At 55.2% G+C, this 16,257-nt stretch carries 17 protein-coding genes; 7 read left to right on the top strand and 10 right to left on the bottom strand.

The window, feature by feature from the left end; genetic code table 11:
* Positions 1-16: 16 nt before the first annotated feature.
* Genes VGM48_RS08590 through VGM48_RS08580 form a run of 3 tightly spaced genes read left to right on the top strand, consistent with a single transcriptional unit; the run spans position 17 to position 3,242 of the window.
* The gene (locus VGM48_RS08590) at positions 17-1,702 is read left to right on the top strand and encodes a hypothetical protein (RefSeq protein ID WP_331578042.1); all 1,686 of its coding nucleotides are present in this window, start codon (positions 17-19) and stop codon (positions 1,700-1,702) included.
* A 33-nt stretch (positions 1,703-1,735) separates the two neighbouring features.
* Positions 1,736-2,338 (top strand): hypothetical protein, encoded by a 603-nt coding sequence (locus VGM48_RS08585; protein WP_331578040.1) that lies wholly within the window; start codon positions 1,736-1,738, stop codon positions 2,336-2,338.
* 13 nt (positions 2,339-2,351) lie between these two features.
* Positions 2,352-3,242 carry a class I SAM-dependent methyltransferase gene (locus tag VGM48_RS08580; RefSeq protein ID WP_331578038.1) on the top strand — a complete coding sequence of 297 codons (891 nt, stop codon included), beginning with the start codon at positions 2,352-2,354 and terminating at the stop codon, positions 3,240-3,242.
* Positions 3,243-3,270: 28 nt separating this feature from the next.
* Here VGM48_RS08580 and VGM48_RS08575 read toward each other — a convergent pair whose 3' ends face one another.
* Complete coding sequence (locus tag VGM48_RS08575) at positions 3,271-4,101, bottom strand: glutaminyl-peptide cyclotransferase (protein ID WP_331578036.1); 831 nt, start codon at positions 4,099-4,101, stop codon at positions 3,271-3,273.
* A 401-nt stretch (positions 4,102-4,502) separates the two neighbouring features.
* Here VGM48_RS08575 and VGM48_RS08570 point away from each other — a divergent pair, with 401 nt between their 5' ends.
* Positions 4,503-5,750, top strand: coding sequence for a M43 family zinc metalloprotease (locus VGM48_RS08570; RefSeq protein WP_331578034.1), 1,248 nt, complete (start codon positions 4,503-4,505; stop codon positions 5,748-5,750).
* On the opposite strand, the gene VGM48_RS08565 is transcribed toward VGM48_RS08570, so the two are convergent.
* Genes VGM48_RS08565 through modA form a run of 4 tightly spaced genes read right to left on the bottom strand, consistent with a single transcriptional unit; the run spans position 5,745 to position 9,267 of the window.
* On the bottom strand, positions 5,745-6,875 hold the full coding sequence (locus tag VGM48_RS08565) for an FAD-dependent oxidoreductase (RefSeq protein WP_331578032.1): 1,131 nt from the start codon (positions 6,873-6,875) through the stop codon (positions 5,745-5,747). The two genes, VGM48_RS08570 and VGM48_RS08565, sit on opposite strands and share 6 nt — an antisense overlap.
* Positions 6,876-6,917: 42 nt before the next feature.
* Positions 6,918-7,805, bottom strand: coding sequence for an ATP-binding cassette domain-containing protein (locus VGM48_RS08560; RefSeq protein ID WP_331578030.1), 888 nt, complete (start codon positions 7,803-7,805; stop codon positions 6,918-6,920).
* The gene (modB, locus tag VGM48_RS08555) at positions 7,802-8,494 is read right to left on the bottom strand and encodes a molybdate ABC transporter permease subunit (protein WP_331578028.1); all 693 of its coding nucleotides are present in this window, start codon (positions 8,492-8,494) and stop codon (positions 7,802-7,804) included. The genes VGM48_RS08560 and modB overlap by 4 nt, the downstream gene beginning before the upstream one ends.
* Positions 8,491-9,267, bottom strand: a complete 777-nt coding sequence (gene modA, locus VGM48_RS08550; protein WP_331578026.1) for a molybdate ABC transporter substrate-binding protein — start codon at positions 9,265-9,267, stop codon at positions 8,491-8,493. The genes modB and modA overlap by 4 nt, the downstream gene beginning before the upstream one ends.
* Before the next feature lie 43 nt (positions 9,268-9,310).
* Here modA and namA point away from each other — a divergent pair, with 43 nt between their 5' ends.
* The gene (gene namA / locus VGM48_RS08545; RefSeq protein ID WP_331578024.1) at positions 9,311-10,381 is read left to right on the top strand and encodes an NADPH dehydrogenase NamA; all 1,071 of its coding nucleotides are present in this window, start codon (positions 9,311-9,313) and stop codon (positions 10,379-10,381) included.
* A gap of 64 nt (positions 10,382-10,445) precedes the next feature.
* Here namA and VGM48_RS08540 read toward each other — a convergent pair whose 3' ends face one another.
* On the bottom strand, positions 10,446-11,000 hold the full coding sequence (locus VGM48_RS08540) for a DinB family protein (protein ID WP_331578022.1): 555 nt from the start codon (positions 10,998-11,000) through the stop codon (positions 10,446-10,448).
* Between the two features lie 87 nt (positions 11,001-11,087).
* Between VGM48_RS08540 and VGM48_RS08535 the strand changes: the two genes are divergently transcribed.
* Together VGM48_RS08535 and VGM48_RS08530 are read left to right on the top strand one after the other, a co-directional pair.
* Positions 11,088-11,768 carry a metal-dependent hydrolase gene (locus VGM48_RS08535; protein WP_331578020.1) on the top strand — a complete coding sequence of 227 codons (681 nt, stop codon included), beginning with the start codon at positions 11,088-11,090 and terminating at the stop codon, positions 11,766-11,768.
* 57 nt (positions 11,769-11,825) lie between these two features.
* Positions 11,826-12,608, top strand: coding sequence for an arylamine N-acetyltransferase family protein (locus VGM48_RS08530; protein ID WP_331578018.1), 783 nt, complete (start codon positions 11,826-11,828; stop codon positions 12,606-12,608).
* Between the two features lie 41 nt (positions 12,609-12,649).
* Here the strand turns inward: VGM48_RS08530 and VGM48_RS08525 are convergent, their stop codons facing one another.
* From VGM48_RS08525 to VGM48_RS08510, 4 genes are all read right to left on the bottom strand, one after another.
* Positions 12,650-14,347, bottom strand: a complete 1,698-nt coding sequence (locus tag VGM48_RS08525) for a hypothetical protein (protein WP_331578016.1) — start codon at positions 14,345-14,347, stop codon at positions 12,650-12,652.
* Positions 14,348-14,354: 7 nt separating this feature from the next.
* Positions 14,355-15,326 (bottom strand): FecR domain-containing protein, encoded by a 972-nt coding sequence (locus VGM48_RS08520; protein WP_331578014.1) that lies wholly within the window; start codon positions 15,324-15,326, stop codon positions 14,355-14,357.
* 10 nt (positions 15,327-15,336) lie between these two features.
* Positions 15,337-15,912 carry an RNA polymerase sigma-70 factor gene (locus VGM48_RS08515; protein ID WP_331578012.1) on the bottom strand — a complete coding sequence of 192 codons (576 nt, stop codon included), beginning with the start codon at positions 15,910-15,912 and terminating at the stop codon, positions 15,337-15,339.
* 115 nt (positions 15,913-16,027) lie between these two features.
* On the bottom strand, positions 16,028-16,225 hold the full coding sequence (locus VGM48_RS08510) for a hypothetical protein (protein ID WP_331578010.1): 198 nt from the start codon (positions 16,223-16,225) through the stop codon (positions 16,028-16,030).
* Positions 16,226-16,257: the final 32 nt, after the last annotated feature.

The raw sequence follows: 16,257 nt of genomic DNA, 5'->3' as shown, positions 1-16,257 counted from the left end.
AATTAAATAACCCGGAATGTACGCATACATGGATAAGAAAAATTTGTTGTTGCTGATGCTTGGCGTTTTTTGCGCCGGTGCTTCGTTGCGGGCGCAGGATACGACCAAACGCAGGACGATTGACATCACTTCCTCCTTCAAGCCTGTGCTGCGGGATGCCGTAAAGATCAATTTCAATGCGGCGCCGCCGGCGGTGGATACCAGTCGTCCGCGGCTGACCTATACTATTCCGGCGCAATTCCTTTTTCTCAGCTATCAGCCGGCGGAATTGAAGCCGGTGGCCTTGCAGCGGGACTCCATCAATCCCTGGGTGAACTACAATTTCATCAAGATCGGGGTCGGCAATGTCCATATCCCGTATATTAGAACCGGGTTCAGTTTTGGCGATGGCAAGACCACCTTCTTCAATATTTTTGCGAATCAGCTCAGCTCCAAGGGAAGCCTGCCGTACCAAAAGAACAGTATGACGGATGTAAAGGTGATGGGTACGGTAAAGACGGCCAATAATCTGGAATGGAGCGGGAATGTCGGGTTCAAGAATGACGTGTATCATCTCTACGGATACCGGCCGGACTCGCTGAAGTTTACCAGCGACCAGGTGAAGCAGGGGTTCCAGACCTTTTTTGGCGGGCTGAGCCTGCGCAATACGGAGCCGACGGAGTTTGGATTGCTGTATCATCCCAATATCAAGATCTCTTATTTCACGGACAATCATGACCCCAAGGCAACGGAGGCCAATACGGTGCTCAATCTGCCGCTGGAGAAGACGATCGGCGCGCCATTTGCCTTTGACCTGGGTTTTACGGCCGATCTGACGCATTACAGCCCGACGCCGCTGACGGGTGGTAATAACCCTTTCCCGCAGAACAACAATATCTATTATGTCAACCCGGCGTTCCTGGTGAAGTCCTCCAACTTCTTTTTGCAGGCGGCGGTGACCCCATCCTGGGATAATAAGAACTTTTATCTGCTGCCCAATTTCCTGGCGGATATCTCGACGAACGATCAGCGGTTTACCATCCAGCTGGGCTGGATCGGCTATTATGATAAGGGGTCCTATCAGCGGTTTGAATCGATCAATCCCTGGCTGGCCCAGCCGACGGACAGCCTGCGAAATACGCGGATGGAAGAACGTTATGCGGGTTTTAAAGGGTCGATCAGCAATCATTTTACCTATGCTGCAAAGGTGGGGTTCCTGACCTATAAGAATATGCCGCTTTTTGTCAATGACAGCGTGGGGGGCGGGAAGGACTTTCTGATCCGCTACGAGTCATCGATGAATGCGCTTCAGCTGCATGGGGAGTTGAGTTATCTGCAGGGGGAGGATCTTACGGTAACGGCGGAAGCGAATATCTACCAATATAAGGATCTGAAAACGGAGGTCAAGCCCTGGGGGCTTTTGCCGGTGGAGCTGAATGCGCACCTGAAGTGGCAGGCCTTTAAAGACTTCTATGCCAAGCTGGACTTTTTCGCCTTTACGGCGGCCCAGTACCGTTCGCCGACGGATGGGGTTGCCTTCAAGGGGGATAACGGGGCGGATATGAATGCGGGGGTGGAGTTTCGGATCACGAGGATGCTCAACCTCTGGTTCCAGATGAATAACCTCTTCAACAATAAGTATGAGCGTTGGCACCAGTATCCCGTCTATGGGTTCAATGTGCTGGGGGGTATAATATTTTCGTTTGGTGATAGCAAGAAATGAGTAGATTCGCAGCTTAAGTAAACGGCTACAGTCATGTTCGAGGTCCTGAACGCTTATTTATTTCAACATCGAAGCATCAGCATCCCGGGGTTGGGAACGATCTATCTGGAGACCCTGCCTGCTGCCGTAGACGTGGCCGATAGGACGATGTTGCCTCCCGTGTATCATTTTCGCTTTGACAAGTATTTCGACGCCCCGGATAAGGAATTCTTCACCTTTATCGCAACCCAACAAAATGTGCTTGATTATGAGGCCATTAAATGGTACAACGAATTCTCTTTCGAGCTTCGTAACCGGATCAAGAACGAGGATGCGGTGTCCTGGGACGGTGTGGGGATCCTGAAGAAGGATGGCTCGGGAAATGTCCTGTTCGAGCCGGCCGCGTCTTCCTTTGGCTTTCTGCAGCCAACGCCGGCGATGCGCGTCAACCGGCAGAATGCCCAGCATACGTTGCTGGTGGGGGATCGTGAGCGTACCAGTGACGAGATGAACGAGTGGCTGCATGACGATGCCGGCAAGCGCCGGAAGATGGCCTGGTGGGTTATTGCGCTGATCATCGCCGGAGCCGGTCTGGCCTTTCTTGGCTGGTATTTTTATTCGCACGGATTGTCCATGGGCAATCAAACCAAATTTTAGTTTTCCAGCCATTATGCCCCTGATTCATTATACCACATGTCCCGTCTGTCAATCGGCCGAGCTTGAGCCGGCGCTTCAGGCGAAGGATCATACTGTTTCCCACGAGTCATTTGCGATCTGGCAATGCAGGCAATGTACGTTGCGGTTTACGCAGGACGTGCCGGATGCTGCATCGATCGGCGCGTATTATCGCAGCGAAGAGTATATCTCCCATAGCAACACCAATAAAGGGCTTGTCAACCGGCTTTATCACATGGTGCGGAGGCAGACGTTGTCGGACAAATACCGGCTGATCGCTTCGGCCACGCGGAAACGGCAGGGGAAGCTGCTGGACATCGGGGCCGGGACGGGTGCTTTTGTCGCCTATATGCAGGAAGAGGGCTGGGAGGTGACGGGGCTCGAACCTGATGAGACGGCGCGGGAGCATGCTGTGACGGATCACCGGGTCCAGTTGTTGAATATGGATCATTTGTTTTATCTGTCGCCCGATAGTTTTGACGCGATCACGCTTTGGCATGTCATGGAGCATGTGCATGACCTGCATCCTTATGTCGAGCAGCTGAAGACGCTGGTGCGCCGTAACGGCCGGATCTTTATTGCCGTTCCCAACTACACCTGTTATGATGCGCGGGTGTATGGAGAGGCCTGGGCGGCTTATGATGTTCCCCGGCATCTCTATCATTTCTCACCGGAGGCTATGGAGACGTTGCTGGATGGGCACGGGCTTCAGCTGCAATATAGCCAGCCGATGTGGTATGATGCCATCTATATCAGCATGCTGAGCGAGAAATATCGCGGTGGGGGCAGTATGGTGAGGGCCGTAGCGAACGGAGTTTCTTCGAATGCCCGGGCCTTTGTCGACAAGTCGAAATGCAGCAGCCTGATCTATGTGGTCGCCAAATAGGCATCGCCCCATGAGGTCATGAGCGCGGTTATAGCGGAAATTTTATCTCAAAGATATTTGGCCATAGTTTGCCGGTGATATAGACCTTGCCTGAGGTTGAATCATAGGCGATGCCATTGAGTACTTCGGCGCCGGGATACTGGCTTTTTATCTGGCCGGCGAGAGAATCCAGGTTCAATTTTGCGACTACTTTCCCGCTGGCGGGATCGATCTTCAGAATATAGTTTGTCTGCCATTGATTGGCGTAGAGGAAGCCGTTTATCAGTTCGAGCTCGTTTATATTGCTGACGGGGCCGTTGTTGTCGGTTACGCCCAGGATCTTTACCAGGTGGAAGTCCCTGGGGTCGAGATAGCTGATATTACTGGAGCCGTCGCTCATGATCAGGTTGGTTCCATCGTTGGTCATGCCCCAGCCTTCGTTGCTGGGGAAGGTGAATTCGCCGAGTTTTTTAAAGGTTTTTGCGTCGTAGATGAAACCGACCTTTGTGGTATAGGTCAGCTGATAGACCTTGCCGTTGAGGAAGGTGATGCCTTCTCCGAAGAACTTATTGCGGTCGAGCTCGACCTTGGGGGTGATCTTACCCGTTGCCAGGTCGACGGTGCCGAACATGGATCGGCGGTCGGCCGGCATTTCCGGTTCCGTTCCCGTGCTTTCATATAACTGCCCGTCATGGAAGAGGAATCCTTCGGTATAGGCGCTGGTATCGTGCGGGAAGGCTTTTACGACCGTATAGTTCAGGGTAGGGGGAGTATTGTCGGCCGACTTGTCCGTGTTGGTCGCCGGAGTATCTTGTTTTGGGGAGTTGTTACAGGCTGCGAATAGGCATCCGGCGAAAAGCAAAAGGCTCAGTTTGTTCATAGATGGCAAAAATAAGGGTTAAAAAACTTGCATTTTTCAAAAAAAATTGATTGCTTTACAGGGAATTATCATTGAACAGGACCCCCTGCACCACACACCACAATTTTCTCTTCCATTCGGGTTCTGTTCCTTCTCATTCTTAGCCTGAATCGCCTCCGGCGGTTCGTGTACGGGCAAATATCCTTCGTGAAAGCTAATCCAATACCTGGACAAGTGTAGTCCAGCGTGTAAGCCGGCTGAAGTAATTCGCCGTTGCTAACAAGACAATTATCTTTTTTCCAAGCCTTTGCCGCGGGTACTCCCCGGAGGTGCATGCTTTCGAGTATACAGCCAATACTTATGATCTACCGACTCTGAATCAGATTGGTATGATGAAGTATTTTTTACCCTTTTTCGGGTGCTTGTTGATCATATTACCCGGTTGGAGCCAGCGCAGCTGTCGTTCATTCGACTACCGGCAGCAGCAGTTGAGTCTCCATCCTGCTTTGGCTTCCGCTGTGGCGGCCAACGAGCAGTTTACGCGCCGGCAGCTGGCGGCCGTCGAGGTGGAGGGAGCGGCTCCCACCAGGGGCGGCAATATCTCTTCTTCGCTTATCACTATTCCCGTCATCGTCCATGTTGTTTACAATACTCCCGAGCAGAATGTCAGCGATGCGCAGATCCGCTCGCAGATCGACGTGCTGAACCGGGACTATCAAAAACAGAATCCGGATACGGCGGATATCCCCGGCTATTACCGTTCTTTTGCCGCTGACTGCGGTTTTCGTTTTGTGCTTGCCGGACTGGACACCAACGGCAGGGCCATTTCGGGGATCCTCCGCAAGCATACGAATATCACCGCTTTTTCCATTGAAGACGATATGAAGTTCTCTGCTTCGGGCGGGGATGATGCGTGGGACCGGGACCGTTATCTGAACATCTGGGTCTGTAATCTTCAGGGCAGTGTGCTGGGCTATTCGAGTCTGGTGGGCGGCCCGAAGGAAACGGATGGGGTCGTTATTGCTTTCGGCGCGTTTGGAACCAGCGGCTCGGCGAGGGCGCCGTACAACCTCGGCAGGACGGCGACCCATGAGATCGGTCACTGGCTGAACATGATCCATGTATGGGGGGATGCCGACTGTGGGGATGACCAGGTTGCCGATACGCCGCCGCAGTCGCAGGCCACTTATGGTGATCCGGCCGGTGTCGTTGTTTCCTGCGGGAACACCCCGTATGGGAATATGTATATGGACTACATGGATTTTACCGATGATATCGGGATGCATATGTTTACCCATGGGCAGCGGGACCGGATGCGGACTTTGTTTGCTCCCGGCGGGTTCCGTTATGCCCTGCTCACTTCGACCGCGGCCTCCGTTGCGGCGCTTGTTACCGATACGCCGGCCCAGTTGGTGACGGGGGACAATCATTCACCCACGCTGAGTCTTTATCCGAACCCGGCGGTCAGCCAGGTGTCGGTGAAGATGAGTGAAGCCAGCTGTCTGGGTTCGATGCTGGAGGTGTATGATCAGATGGGGCAACGAGTGATGGCGTCGAGGATCACTGATCTTTCGTTTGGGCTGGATGTCTCTCATCTTTCCAGCGGGGTCTATTTTATCCGCATCAATGACGGCAGGGGAGCTTCGGGGTATAAGTTCGTGAAATTATGAGGCCGTCATCATATCGGCAACCTGTTCACCGATGACGGGTGCAAGCGCGACGCCCATTCCACTCATCCGCACGGCGCAGAAGACGTGCTCGTTGACTGCGCGAAGGATCGGCATCTTTTCTGAACCCATGCCCATTATCCCGCTCCATCGATGTTCGATCGAATAATGCCGGCCGGGGAGGATGGTCTCGCTTAGAAAGCGTTCCAACTCCTGTTGGATCCTGCCGGTGATCTCCATTTCCGGGGTGTTCTCTTCTTTCATTGCTTTGTTGCGGGCGCCGCCCAGCAGGATGCGGTTGCCGAGGTTTCTGAAATAATAGAACCCTTCTTCGAAGTGGAATGTTCCTTTGACCGGTAGTCCTTCGATGGGCGAGGTGACGAGGACCTGGCCTCGTGCGGGGGTGATGTCGATCTGGGGGAGCAGTTGGCGGGCGAAGGCATTCGTGGCGACGAGCAGCTGGGTGGTCAATAAGGGGAACCCGTGTTGTGTGTGGAGGAGCAACTGTCCGTGTACTTTCTCGAAGCCGGTGATCTCGATGTTATTGAGAACGGTGACACCCATGGATTGTACGAGCCGCAGGAGGGCCTGGCATAGTTTGCCGGAATGCAGCTGGCCTTCGGCTCTGCTTTCGACGAGGTGTTGGATTCCGGCGAAGCCGAAGCCGGCGATCTTCCCGTTCTGCAGCCGGAAGGTCTTTTGTTGACCGGTGATGTCCTTGAGCAACCGGTTGAAGGTATCGATCTGCGAGCGGAGTTCGTTGGGGTCGGCGGCGGTGAGCAGTTCGTAGCCGCCATTGCGTTCGTAGTCGATGGTTTGGGCGTCGAAGGTCTTGCGGATCCTTTTTATTCCTTTGTACCGCCACTCTACGAGCTGCAGCAGCTGGGCTTCGCCCATCTCTTCCCGGTTGGCTATCAGTTCGGTCAGGCTGCCGAAGCAGGCGAAGCCTGCGTTGCGGGTGCTGGCGCCGGTGGGGATGATCCCGCGGTCGACGATGGTGATGCTTAATTTGGGCGCCCGTTTTTTGAGGTACAGGGCGCTCCACAGGCCGACGAGGCCGCTTCCGGCGATGATGATATCGGCGGGTGCAAAAAAGCTTTCTTTTTCCCAGACGGACAATACAGCCATGTGCCAAATATCGGATTACTCCGGTTTGGAGGGAAGTTTTTTTTACGGGATCAGCTGTGGCGCGAAGAGTGGGGAGAAGACGGTGATCGATTGTCCCGGCTTTAAGGCGGCTGCTTCGGAGGTGCTGATCATGAGCTTGATGACCGTGCCCGCGCAGTCGATGCTTATGGCGGATGATGCGCCGGCGGGGTCGATGTGGAGGATGGTACCGGTGGTCCGGAAGGAATTTGTCGCGTTTGATGCGGAGAAGATCTCTGCGGGTGGTCCCTGGGCGGCGATATGGCCTTTTTCCAGGACGATGGCCGATCCGGCGAGGCGGATGATCTCGGGCAGATAGTGGCTTACGAGGACCGTCGTCAGGTGGAAGCGCTGTTGGATCTTCAGAATATATTCCTGTAATTTATTGCGCATCTCGTCGTCGAGGGCCGAGAGCGGCTCGTCCAGGAGCAGGAGTTCGGGGCGTCTTGCGATGGCGCGGGCGAGGGCCACGCGTTGTTGCTGGCCGCCGGAGAGGAGCTCGGGCCGCCGGTCTTGCAGGGCTTCGAGTTCCATGAGGGCGAGGAGTTCGTCGATGATCTTTTTGTCTGCTTCTTTCGGCAGTGCATAGAGCAGCTGTTGCCGTACGGTGAGGTTGGGAAAGAGGGCAAAGTCCTGGAATACGAATCCGATGGTACGGCGGCGGGTGGGCAGGTGGATGCGGCGGGTGGTGTCGAGCCAGGTCTCATCGCCGAGGCGGATATGTCCCGTGGTGACTCCGGTGAGGCCCGCGAGGATGCGCAGAAGCGTTGTCTTGCCGGCGCCGGAGGGACCGTAGAGGGCAAGGATCTGACCTTTTGCCAATTGGAAACGGATATCCAGCAATTGTTTTCCGTGTGCCGTGTGGAGCATTTTTGTCGCATGAAAATCGAGAAAGGAATTGGGCTCCGTCATGGCAGGGCTTTGTACTTGTTGTAATAGTGATTGATACTATATACGAGCAGGAGGATGGCGAAGGAGAGGGCCAGCAGGACGATGGCGTACCGGTTGGCGAGGGGGTAATTGGTGGAAAGGACTTCGTCATAGATCGCGACGGAGGCCACCTTGGTTTGTCCGGGAATGCTGCCGCCGATCATCATCACTACTCCGAATTCCCCGATCGTGTGGGCGAAGCTAAGGACGGCGCCGGTGATGAGGGAGGTGTGGATATTGGGAAGGAGGATGCGAAAGAGGGTTACGGTCTCGGATTTGCCGAGGGTCTGCGAGGCTTCTTTCAGGTCGGCCGGCAGACCCCGGAAGCCGGCCAGGATGGGGTTGACCATGAAGGGGAGGCTGTAGATCAGTGATGCCATGACGAGGCCGGGAAAGGTGAATACGAGGCGGAGATCGAGATAGCGGGAGAGGAATGCGCCGAAAGCGTTTGCGGGGCTGAAGGCCAGCAGCAGATAGAACCCCAATACGGAGGGGGGCAGCACCATGGGCAGGCTGATGACGGCCTCCACCGCGACCTTCCAACGTCGCCGGCTATACGCCAGCCACCAGGCAAGCGGTATGCCCAGGAACAGGAGGATGAACATGGTCACCGACGCGAGCTTCAGGCTCAGCCAGAGAGGTTGCCAGTCTATTATGTTGGGGTCATTCATGGTTCGAATCCAAAGCTTTTCAGGATGGCGGCAGCGGTGGATGTGCCGATGAAGGCGGCAAATTGTGCGGCGGCGGCATTGTCTTTGGCATGGGTCAGCAGGACAAACCCCTGTTGAAGGGGCTGGTGGGAGGCGGCGGGGACGAGCCAGTATTTACCACCGGCCTGTTTCATTGTGGGTGAGACGGCCAGGGAGAGGGCGATAAGCGCTACGTCGGCGGCCCCGCTTTGTGCGTACTGGGCGGTTTGTGAGATGTTCTCGCCGATGACGAGTTTATCTTTTATCTTATCGTAGAGTTTGTAATAGTGAAGGCATTCCTCGGCGCGTTTTCCGTAGGGGGCATGGGCGGGGTTGGCGATGGCGATCTTGTGGACGGCGGGGTCGAGGAGCGTGTTCATCTGTTGGTGGGCCGGGTCGAGGCTTTTGCTCCAGAGGACTAGATGGCCGGTGGCGTATTGTTTGACCTCCGTGAGGGTCTTGTCGGATTCCTTTAGTTTTTTGGGATAGTCGATATCGGCGGAGAAGAAGAGGTCGAAGGGGGCGCCGTTGTTGATCTGTTCGAAAAAGCTGCCGGAGGAGCCATAGATGGGTTTGATGGTTATGGATGGGTTTTTGGCGGAGAAGACGGCGACGAGGGAGTCCATGGCGAATTTGAGGTCGGCGGCCGCGGCTATCACGACCTCGGGGGAGGCAGGATGTTTTGCGCGGGGCGCGAAGGCCACGGAGAAAAGCAGGGCGCCGACGAACGGGAGGTTCCAGCGGTGATTAGTCATGGCTGATGAAAATTATCTATAAATTTAGGACCTTCGCGGCAATATGAGCCAACTATTCAGTCCTTTGACGATCAGAGATATTATTCTTGGGAACCGGATCGTCGTTTCCCCGATGTGCCAGTATTCCGCGAATGATGGAATGGCCGGTGACTGGCATCTCGTTCATTTAGGCAGCCGGGCCGTTGGCGGCGCGGGTTTGGTTTTCACCGAGGCCACGGCGGTTTCGCCGGAGGGCCGGATCTCGCCGCAGGACCTGGGCATCTGGAAGGATGAGCATATCGAGGGGTTGCGGCGGATCGTGAAGTTCGTGCGGGCGCAGGGCAGCGAGATCGGCATCCAGCTTGCGCATGCCGGCAGGAAGGCCAGTGTGCGGGCGCCCTGGAATGGGAACAAGCTGGTTCCCGAGAGCGAGGGGGGCTGGTCCGTTCTGGCGCCGAGTCCTGTTGCGTACAATGAGCACTATGGACAGCCGGTGGAACTGACGATCGCGGGTATCCGGCAGGTGGTGGATGATTTTAAAGCGGCTGCGCGGCGGGCCATGCTGGCCGGATTCAAGGTGCTGGAGATCCATGCGGCGCATGGATACCTGATCCATCAATTCCTGTCCCCATTGAGCAATCAGCGCCGGGATGAATACGGCGGATCGTTTGAGAACCGGACCCGGTTGCTGACGGAGATCGTCGATGCGGTGCGCGGGGGATGGCCTTCGGGGTATCCTTTGTTTGTGCGGATCTCGGCGACGGATTGGGCGGAAGGTGGCTGGTCGGTCGACGAGGCCGTCCGGCTGGCGGGTGTGTTGAAAGAAATAGGGGTGGACCTGATCGATTGCTCGTCGGGCGGGCTTGTTCCCCATCAAAATATAGCTGTCGGACCGGGGTACCAGGTGGCTTTTTCCCAGCGGATCCGGGAGGCTTCGGGGGCGCTCACGGGTGCGGTGGGGATCATTACCAATGCGGTACAGGCCGAAACGATCATAGCAACGGGCCAGGCCGATCTTGTCATCCTGGCCCGTCAACTATTGCGGGACCCTTATTTTCCGTTGCATGCGGCCGATGAGTTGCGACATAAGGACATTCACTGGCCGTTGCAATACGAGCGGGCGAGGCTGCGCTAGCGGACACCGCGGGGTTGCGCAGGCAGCGGAGGCTTTGTGAGCTCCCGAGACTGCGCAGACGCGGCTAGAACAGTCTTTCGTTCGGCGGCCGGATGCCCTGTAAGCGGATATAGATGGTCGTTTGTCCGCGGTGGTGGGTCTGGTGTTCGAATGCTTTTTCGAGCCAGGCGAAACGGGTGATCTTGTTATTACCCTGGCCGGTCAACTCGCCGAGCTTGTTGGGGTCGAGTTTCTTTATGCTTTCGAGGGCGTAATCATAGCTACGGGTGACGTAGTACACCACCGAGTCTTTGTTTTGTGCGGTTTGGCTGGCTTCGAGGGTCCGGCCGCCGGGGAAGGTGAGCTTCTCACCGGTGGCGGTCGAGATCAGGCCGACGTTGCCGGCTGCGAGGTGCAGCATTTGCTGGGCAAAGCTGCGGATGCTGTCGACTGCTTTTGCGGAATACTTATCGGCGGGCATGGTGTTCAGATAGTCCAGGGTATAGGATCTTGCTCTTTCCCAGTCTTTGATGAACTGTGTCTTGATGTCGTCGCCGCTGAGGGCCTGGGCAACGGTGTGCTGGCAGAAGCCGGTTACAAGCAGAAGGAAGGTGAAAGTTTTGGCGAGTTTGTGAAGCATGGTGTTTGATTTTTTTTATAAAGATAGAACGGGGTGAACTTTTGCTCAGGTTGCTTGTTTTTTAACGGAACTTTAAAAATAATACCCATGAAGTTAACATTTTACGGTCACGCGACGTTTTCGATCGAAGTAAATGGCAAGACCTTGTTGTTCGATCCTTTCTTTACTGGTAATCCTCATACGAAGAACATTGATATTGATAAGATTAAGGCGGACTACCTGTTTATTACCCACGGGCACGGGGATCATACGGCGGATGTGGTAAGGGTGGCGAAGAACACCGGAGCAAAGTGTGTGGCGGCGGCGGAGATCGCCGGTTGGCTTAATAAGAACGGCGTTGAGAATGCGCATCCTTTGAATCACGGCGGGCCGGTCGGATTTGATTTTGGCAAGGTCCGGGCGGTGAATGCCATCCATTCTTCCTCTTTTTCCGACGGAACGTATGCCGGTAATCCGTTGGGTTTTGTCTTTACCACGCCTGCGGGGAATTTCTATGCGGCAGGGGATACGGCGCTGACCATGGACATGCAGTTGATCCCGTTGTGGGCGAAGCTGGATTTTGCCATCCTGCCGATCGGGGGTAATTATACGATGGATCCAGCGGATGCGCTTCATGCGGCGGATTTTGTGAAATGTAAGAAGATAGTCGGGGTTCATTATAATACCTGGCCGATCATCCAGATCGATGCGGAGAAGGCGAAGGCGGATTTTGCCGCGGCTGGTAAGGAGTTGCTCCTTCCCAAACCTGGTGAAACCATCGAGCTTTAGAAGAAAGAAGACTCCTAACAGACCTATAGACACGGAATAGATAAACAAACCACTAGCATGGATATCAGCGGATATTTACGCAGGATCAACTATAATGGAGTATTATACAGGGACCTGGCCACCTTGAAGGAATTGCAGTACAATCATGTATCTGCCATTCCATTCGAGACTATGGACATCCATAACCAGGTGCCTATCATCCTGCAAATCAATTTCTTATACCAGAAGGTCATACATGACCACCGGGGCGGCTACTGCTACGAGCTAAATATCCTTTTTCACCATTTACTGGAGCTTTGCGGATTCCATGTTTCCATGGTCGGCGGGAGGCTGCATCATGGGAATGGGAAGTATGGCCGGGAGTTTGAGCATATGGCCCTGATTGTCGAATTGAGTGGCCGTCAATGGCTGGTTGATGTCGGGTATGGGGATTTTTCGCTTGCGCCGCTGGCGGTCACACCGGGTGAGATCCAAAGTGACGGCCGCATTTTCTACCAGATCATCGATCCGGTGATCGTGGACGGCCAGCAATATCTTGGGGTCGCCAAATGGAGTAATTCAAAGCAGGATTTCAAGATCGATTATATTTTTACCCTTACTCCCCGGGTGCTGGATGATTTCCATTCGATGAACGAGTTTCACCAGACCTCGCCCGAATCTCATTTCCGCCGCAGTGCGATCTGTACGCTTCCCACGAAGGAGGGCAGGATCAGCCTGATCAACAATAAGCTGATCCGTACGGAGAACGGCAAGCGCCAGGTGCGGATCATCCAGAGCGATGATCACCGGGATGAGGTGCTGGAGAAATATTTCCATATGGACATGGTCTATCTGCCTTAGCGCGCTTGCCGCTGCTTAGCATGGCTATCCCCTGCGCGGAACTAGAGGAAGTCGATGGCGGCGTGCCAGCCGATCCACCCGATATTGCGGCCGGAGAAGGTAAAGGTGGAGTAGGTTACGGGATGGTATAAATGCCCCTGGATAAAGTAATCTTTGTCGGGGGTATAGATGGCCATGGAGGGACCGGCCGACAGGGCGAATACTTTTGTGATCTTCCAGTGCAGATCGATATTCAGGCGATGGAGCCAGGTGCCGTCGCCGAAACTCTTCAAGGCGGCTGGGGCGAGATGCGCTTCGCTGGCTTCGATGTCCAGCGAGAGTTTTTTGCCAAGCGGGCAGCGATGGCCGAGACCGAGGCCGTAGTAATAGGACCGGCGGTCGTTGTCCGGGTTCCAACCGACGGAGAAGATCGTATAGAGTGCCTTGTTGCCGGACCGGTAGGCGAGGTTCAACGGGGAGAACTCGTTGGCATAAAGGGACAGCTCGTGGATGCCGCCGTGTTTTACGAAGTTGAACAAGCCGAGGCTGACGCCTTCGGAGGTATCGGCGATGTTGATGACGCCCAGCTGGAAGCCCCTGAGGTGGCGGGTGATATTGACGACGCCCAGCTGGGAGCCGTTTACGTGATCGGCGAAGTTGACGCCGCCTGCCAGTTGGACCCCCTGAACATTACGGGCAGTATTAGCCGCACCGGCGGCTTGCAGGCCCTTTACCGTGTCGAGCGCGCGGTTATAGGCTCCGGCCATTTGTACGCCGACCACGGTGTCGCCGGCGATGTTGACGCCGCCCGCGGCCTGGAAGCCGACCATTTTTCGTCTGTCGATGTTGAAGACCCCACCGAGCTCGACGCCTTCGAGGCCGGCGGAATAGCCGCCGACGAGATTTATCGAAAATTTATTGGTGACCTGCGAATTGAGTGGGCCGTTGGTGCTGAGACGCGGCACCAGGGATACCTGTATGGGGCGTTGGATGAACAGCTTTTTCAGATTGAGGCTCTGCATCTTCAGCCGGGAGGAAAGAAGGATCCGGCCGAAGCCGGTCATTTCCACCTGGACCAGATCCTTTTTCAGGATCGTTCTTACCTGTGCCGCGTCGGCCTGCCAGGAGATGCTGATCGTATCGGGGGAGATCGACTGCGGGGAGAGCGTTACCGGGGTCGGGGAGAAGGCGGGGCTGAGCAGGATGGTCAGCTGACCGGCAGCGGGTGATAAAGTGATGGTCGTGTCGGTATAGAACTCTTTACTGATGGTGAGCGCAGCGGGCCGGCCTTTGCTTTTTAGCCGGATGACAAAACTGCCATCCGCTCTGCTGAGGGTGGCGATGAGCCGGTCCGGGTCGTAGACGCTGGCGTCGGGAATTTTTTGACCGGTGGACTCGTCGAGGATGACGCCGCTGATCGTAAAGTGTCTGGGTTCTGTGGGTGGGGGAGGGGGTTTTGCCGTTGCCGGCAGCAGGATGAGATAGCGGCCGTTCTCGCGGTATTCGAGCCGGTGGTTGAAGATATGGTCGAGGATCTCGCGGACGGTCTTTGTTTGCGAGGGGAGGGTGACGAGGCTGTCCTTGTTCAGGATCGTGCCTTCATAGGAAAATGTAAACCGGCCGGTTGTCCCGATAATTTCGAGCGCGTGGCCGAGGGGTTGCCGGTCGATCGCAATTTGGATGGACTGGTCGAGAATGGGCTGGCCTTTTACTCCGAGCGATGCGACTATAAGAAATAGGATGAGTGTGTTGCGTTTCATGGGAACCTTATTTGTTCAGGATGATGGAGTCACCCTTTCTTGTGGAGGTTAGGTTCAGGGTCTCGGTGAGGACGGAAAGAATGCGGTCGAGGCTTTCGTCGTGAAAGCTGACGTTGAGCTTTTGCTGACGAAGTACGGGGTCGGCGATGAGGATATGTACGCCATAGGCTTCCTGCAGGGCATCGGTCAGTTGTCCGAGCGGCGTGTCGTGGCATTCGAAGACGCGGGGATGAAAATAATGATGAAGGACCGTGGGGCTGGGATGTTTTTGCGGCCGGCTGTCGTCGGGTCCGAGTGTGAGACTTTCGCCGGCGCCGAGTTCGATCGCGCCGTGACGGTTGGTGACCCTTATGCGGCCTGTCTCTACTGTGATATCGGTGGTGGCGGAATCCGTTCGCACGTTGAAGGCCGTGCCGAGTACCGTGATGGAGATGCCGTTGGCGGCCAGTTGAAAGGGCCGGTCCCTGTCTGCGGCGACCTGGAAGAAGGCTTCGCCCTGCAGTTCGACGTTGCGGTGTTTGAACTTCCTGGAATGGGTAAGCGTCGAATGGGTATTGAGGGTTATGGTGGTGCCGTCGGGAAGGGTATCCCGGAGGATGATATTGTTGGAGCTCAGGACCTGGGTATTTTCCTGACCGGGCCAGCCGAAGAAGGTGAGGAACAGGATGGGCAGGAGGATGGCTGCGGCGGCCGCAGCTGCCCAGGGGAGCGGGATGACCGGTTTTGGCCGGGATGGAGTGTGGAACTTTTGGCGGAGTGTCTGCCAGGCTTTTTCTTCATCGCCCGCGGATTCGATCAATGTCGAGGGGGTGAGGTGGAGGCTTTTTTCCCAGATGAGCTGCAGCTGCTGGTAGTAGTGGCGGTTGGCGGGGGTTTCGGCCAGCCATTCTTCCACGACACGGTTCTCCGCCGAACTCGTTTCCCGGAGCAGATGTTTGACCAGCAGGTCATCGATCGGTGTATGGTCGTGTTGGTTCAAGTCGGTGGGTTTAATGATTGTTGACAAAATACAGCGCCAGCAGGATGAGGAATTCGATCAGTCTTGCCCGGAGGATCTTGAGGGCTTTGCTCATCTGGTTCTCGACGGTCTTTGGCGAGATGCCGAGCCGGTGGCTGATCTCGTGATAGCGCAGGCCTTCGAAGCGGCTCAGCTGGAAGATGGTGCGGCATTGTTGCGGGAGGTCGCCGATGGCTTTGTGGAGTCGTATTTCCAGTTGGTCATGATGTAATTTTTTGACGGCGTTGTCCGAATGTTGGTTCATATTCCGGTGTAACCAGGATTGATAGACCCGCTTCACCTTATTATGTTTCAGGGCATTGAGGCTTTCGTTATAGACGGCCCGGTACAGGTAGGCGGCGACGGAGTCGGAGAAGTTGAGGACTTCGATCCTTTTCCATAGTTTGTAGAAGATGTTTTGTACGATGTCTTCTGCCAGTTGTTGTTCCTGTACGAAGGTGAAAGCGTATTTGCGCAGCGGTGAAAAATGGGCTTTGAATAGTTGCCCGAATACTTCTTCGTCCCGGCCTTTTAGCAGCCGGATGGTTTCGGCATCATCCCAGTCCATGGTTAGCGATTGTGTAATAGCTTTAACGGTGGCGTTGGTTATCAAATCCTTTTATTGGGTAACAATCCACCGGGATCGTACCCCTATGCCGCTGTAAAATAAATTTTTTGGAGGATTATTTGAAATAGGATTCGGGGATGGTGCGCCAGAGGTCGTGGGAAAGGTGGCCGGTCAGGAGTTGGTAAACGAGGTAGATGGGCCAGAAGATGTAGTGGATGATGAGGAGGATCAGGGAGTGGTTGTAGTGCCAGCTGATCATCAGGGCGTAGATGCCGAGGATGCCGTAGAGTATACTGGAGTTGCGGTTGTCCATGCTCCGATTTAAAACAAAAAGGGGGCCATTTT

This window comes from Puia sp. (assembly GCF_036500295.1).
Lineage (GTDB): Bacteria > Bacteroidota > Bacteroidia > Chitinophagales > Chitinophagaceae > Puia.
This window is presented reverse-complemented; position numbering and strand designations above follow the sequence as displayed.

Excerpts from the sequence above, each read along its gene's own strand:
- VGM48_RS08590 (WP_331578042.1), top strand. The coding sequence starts at position 17 with ATGTACGCATACATGGATAAGAAAAATTTGTTGTTGCTGATGCTTGGC.
- VGM48_RS08585 (WP_331578040.1), top strand. The coding sequence starts at position 1,736 with ATGTTCGAGGTCCTGAACGCTTATTTATTTCAACATCGAAGCATCAGC.
- VGM48_RS08580 (WP_331578038.1), top strand. The coding sequence starts at position 2,352 with ATGCCCCTGATTCATTATACCACATGTCCCGTCTGTCAATCGGCCGAG.
- VGM48_RS08575 (WP_331578036.1), bottom strand. The coding sequence starts at position 4,101 with ATGAACAAACTGAGCCTTTTGCTTTTCGCCGGATGCCTATTCGCAGCC.
- VGM48_RS08565 (WP_331578032.1), bottom strand. The coding sequence starts at position 6,875 with ATGGCTGTATTGTCCGTCTGGGAAAAAGAAAGCTTTTTTGCACCCGCC.
- VGM48_RS08560 (WP_331578030.1), bottom strand. The coding sequence starts at position 7,805 with ATGACGGAGCCCAATTCCTTTCTCGATTTTCATGCGACAAAAATGCTC.
- modB (WP_331578028.1), bottom strand. The coding sequence starts at position 8,494 with ATGAATGACCCCAACATAATAGACTGGCAACCTCTCTGGCTGAGCCTG.
- modA (WP_331578026.1), bottom strand. The coding sequence starts at position 9,267 with ATGACTAATCACCGCTGGAACCTCCCGTTCGTCGGCGCCCTGCTTTTC.
- namA (WP_331578024.1), top strand. The coding sequence starts at position 9,311 with ATGAGCCAACTATTCAGTCCTTTGACGATCAGAGATATTATTCTTGGG.
- VGM48_RS08540 (WP_331578022.1), bottom strand. The coding sequence starts at position 11,000 with ATGCTTCACAAACTCGCCAAAACTTTCACCTTCCTTCTGCTTGTAACC.
- VGM48_RS08535 (WP_331578020.1), top strand. The coding sequence starts at position 11,088 with ATGAAGTTAACATTTTACGGTCACGCGACGTTTTCGATCGAAGTAAAT.
- VGM48_RS08530 (WP_331578018.1), top strand. The coding sequence starts at position 11,826 with ATGGATATCAGCGGATATTTACGCAGGATCAACTATAATGGAGTATTA.
- VGM48_RS08525 (WP_331578016.1), bottom strand. The coding sequence starts at position 14,347 with ATGAAACGCAACACACTCATCCTATTTCTTATAGTCGCATCGCTCGGA.
- VGM48_RS08515 (WP_331578012.1), bottom strand. The coding sequence starts at position 15,912 with ATGGACTGGGATGATGCCGAAACCATCCGGCTGCTAAAAGGCCGGGAC.
- VGM48_RS08510 (WP_331578010.1), bottom strand. The coding sequence starts at position 16,225 with ATGGACAACCGCAACTCCAGTATACTCTACGGCATCCTCGGCATCTAC.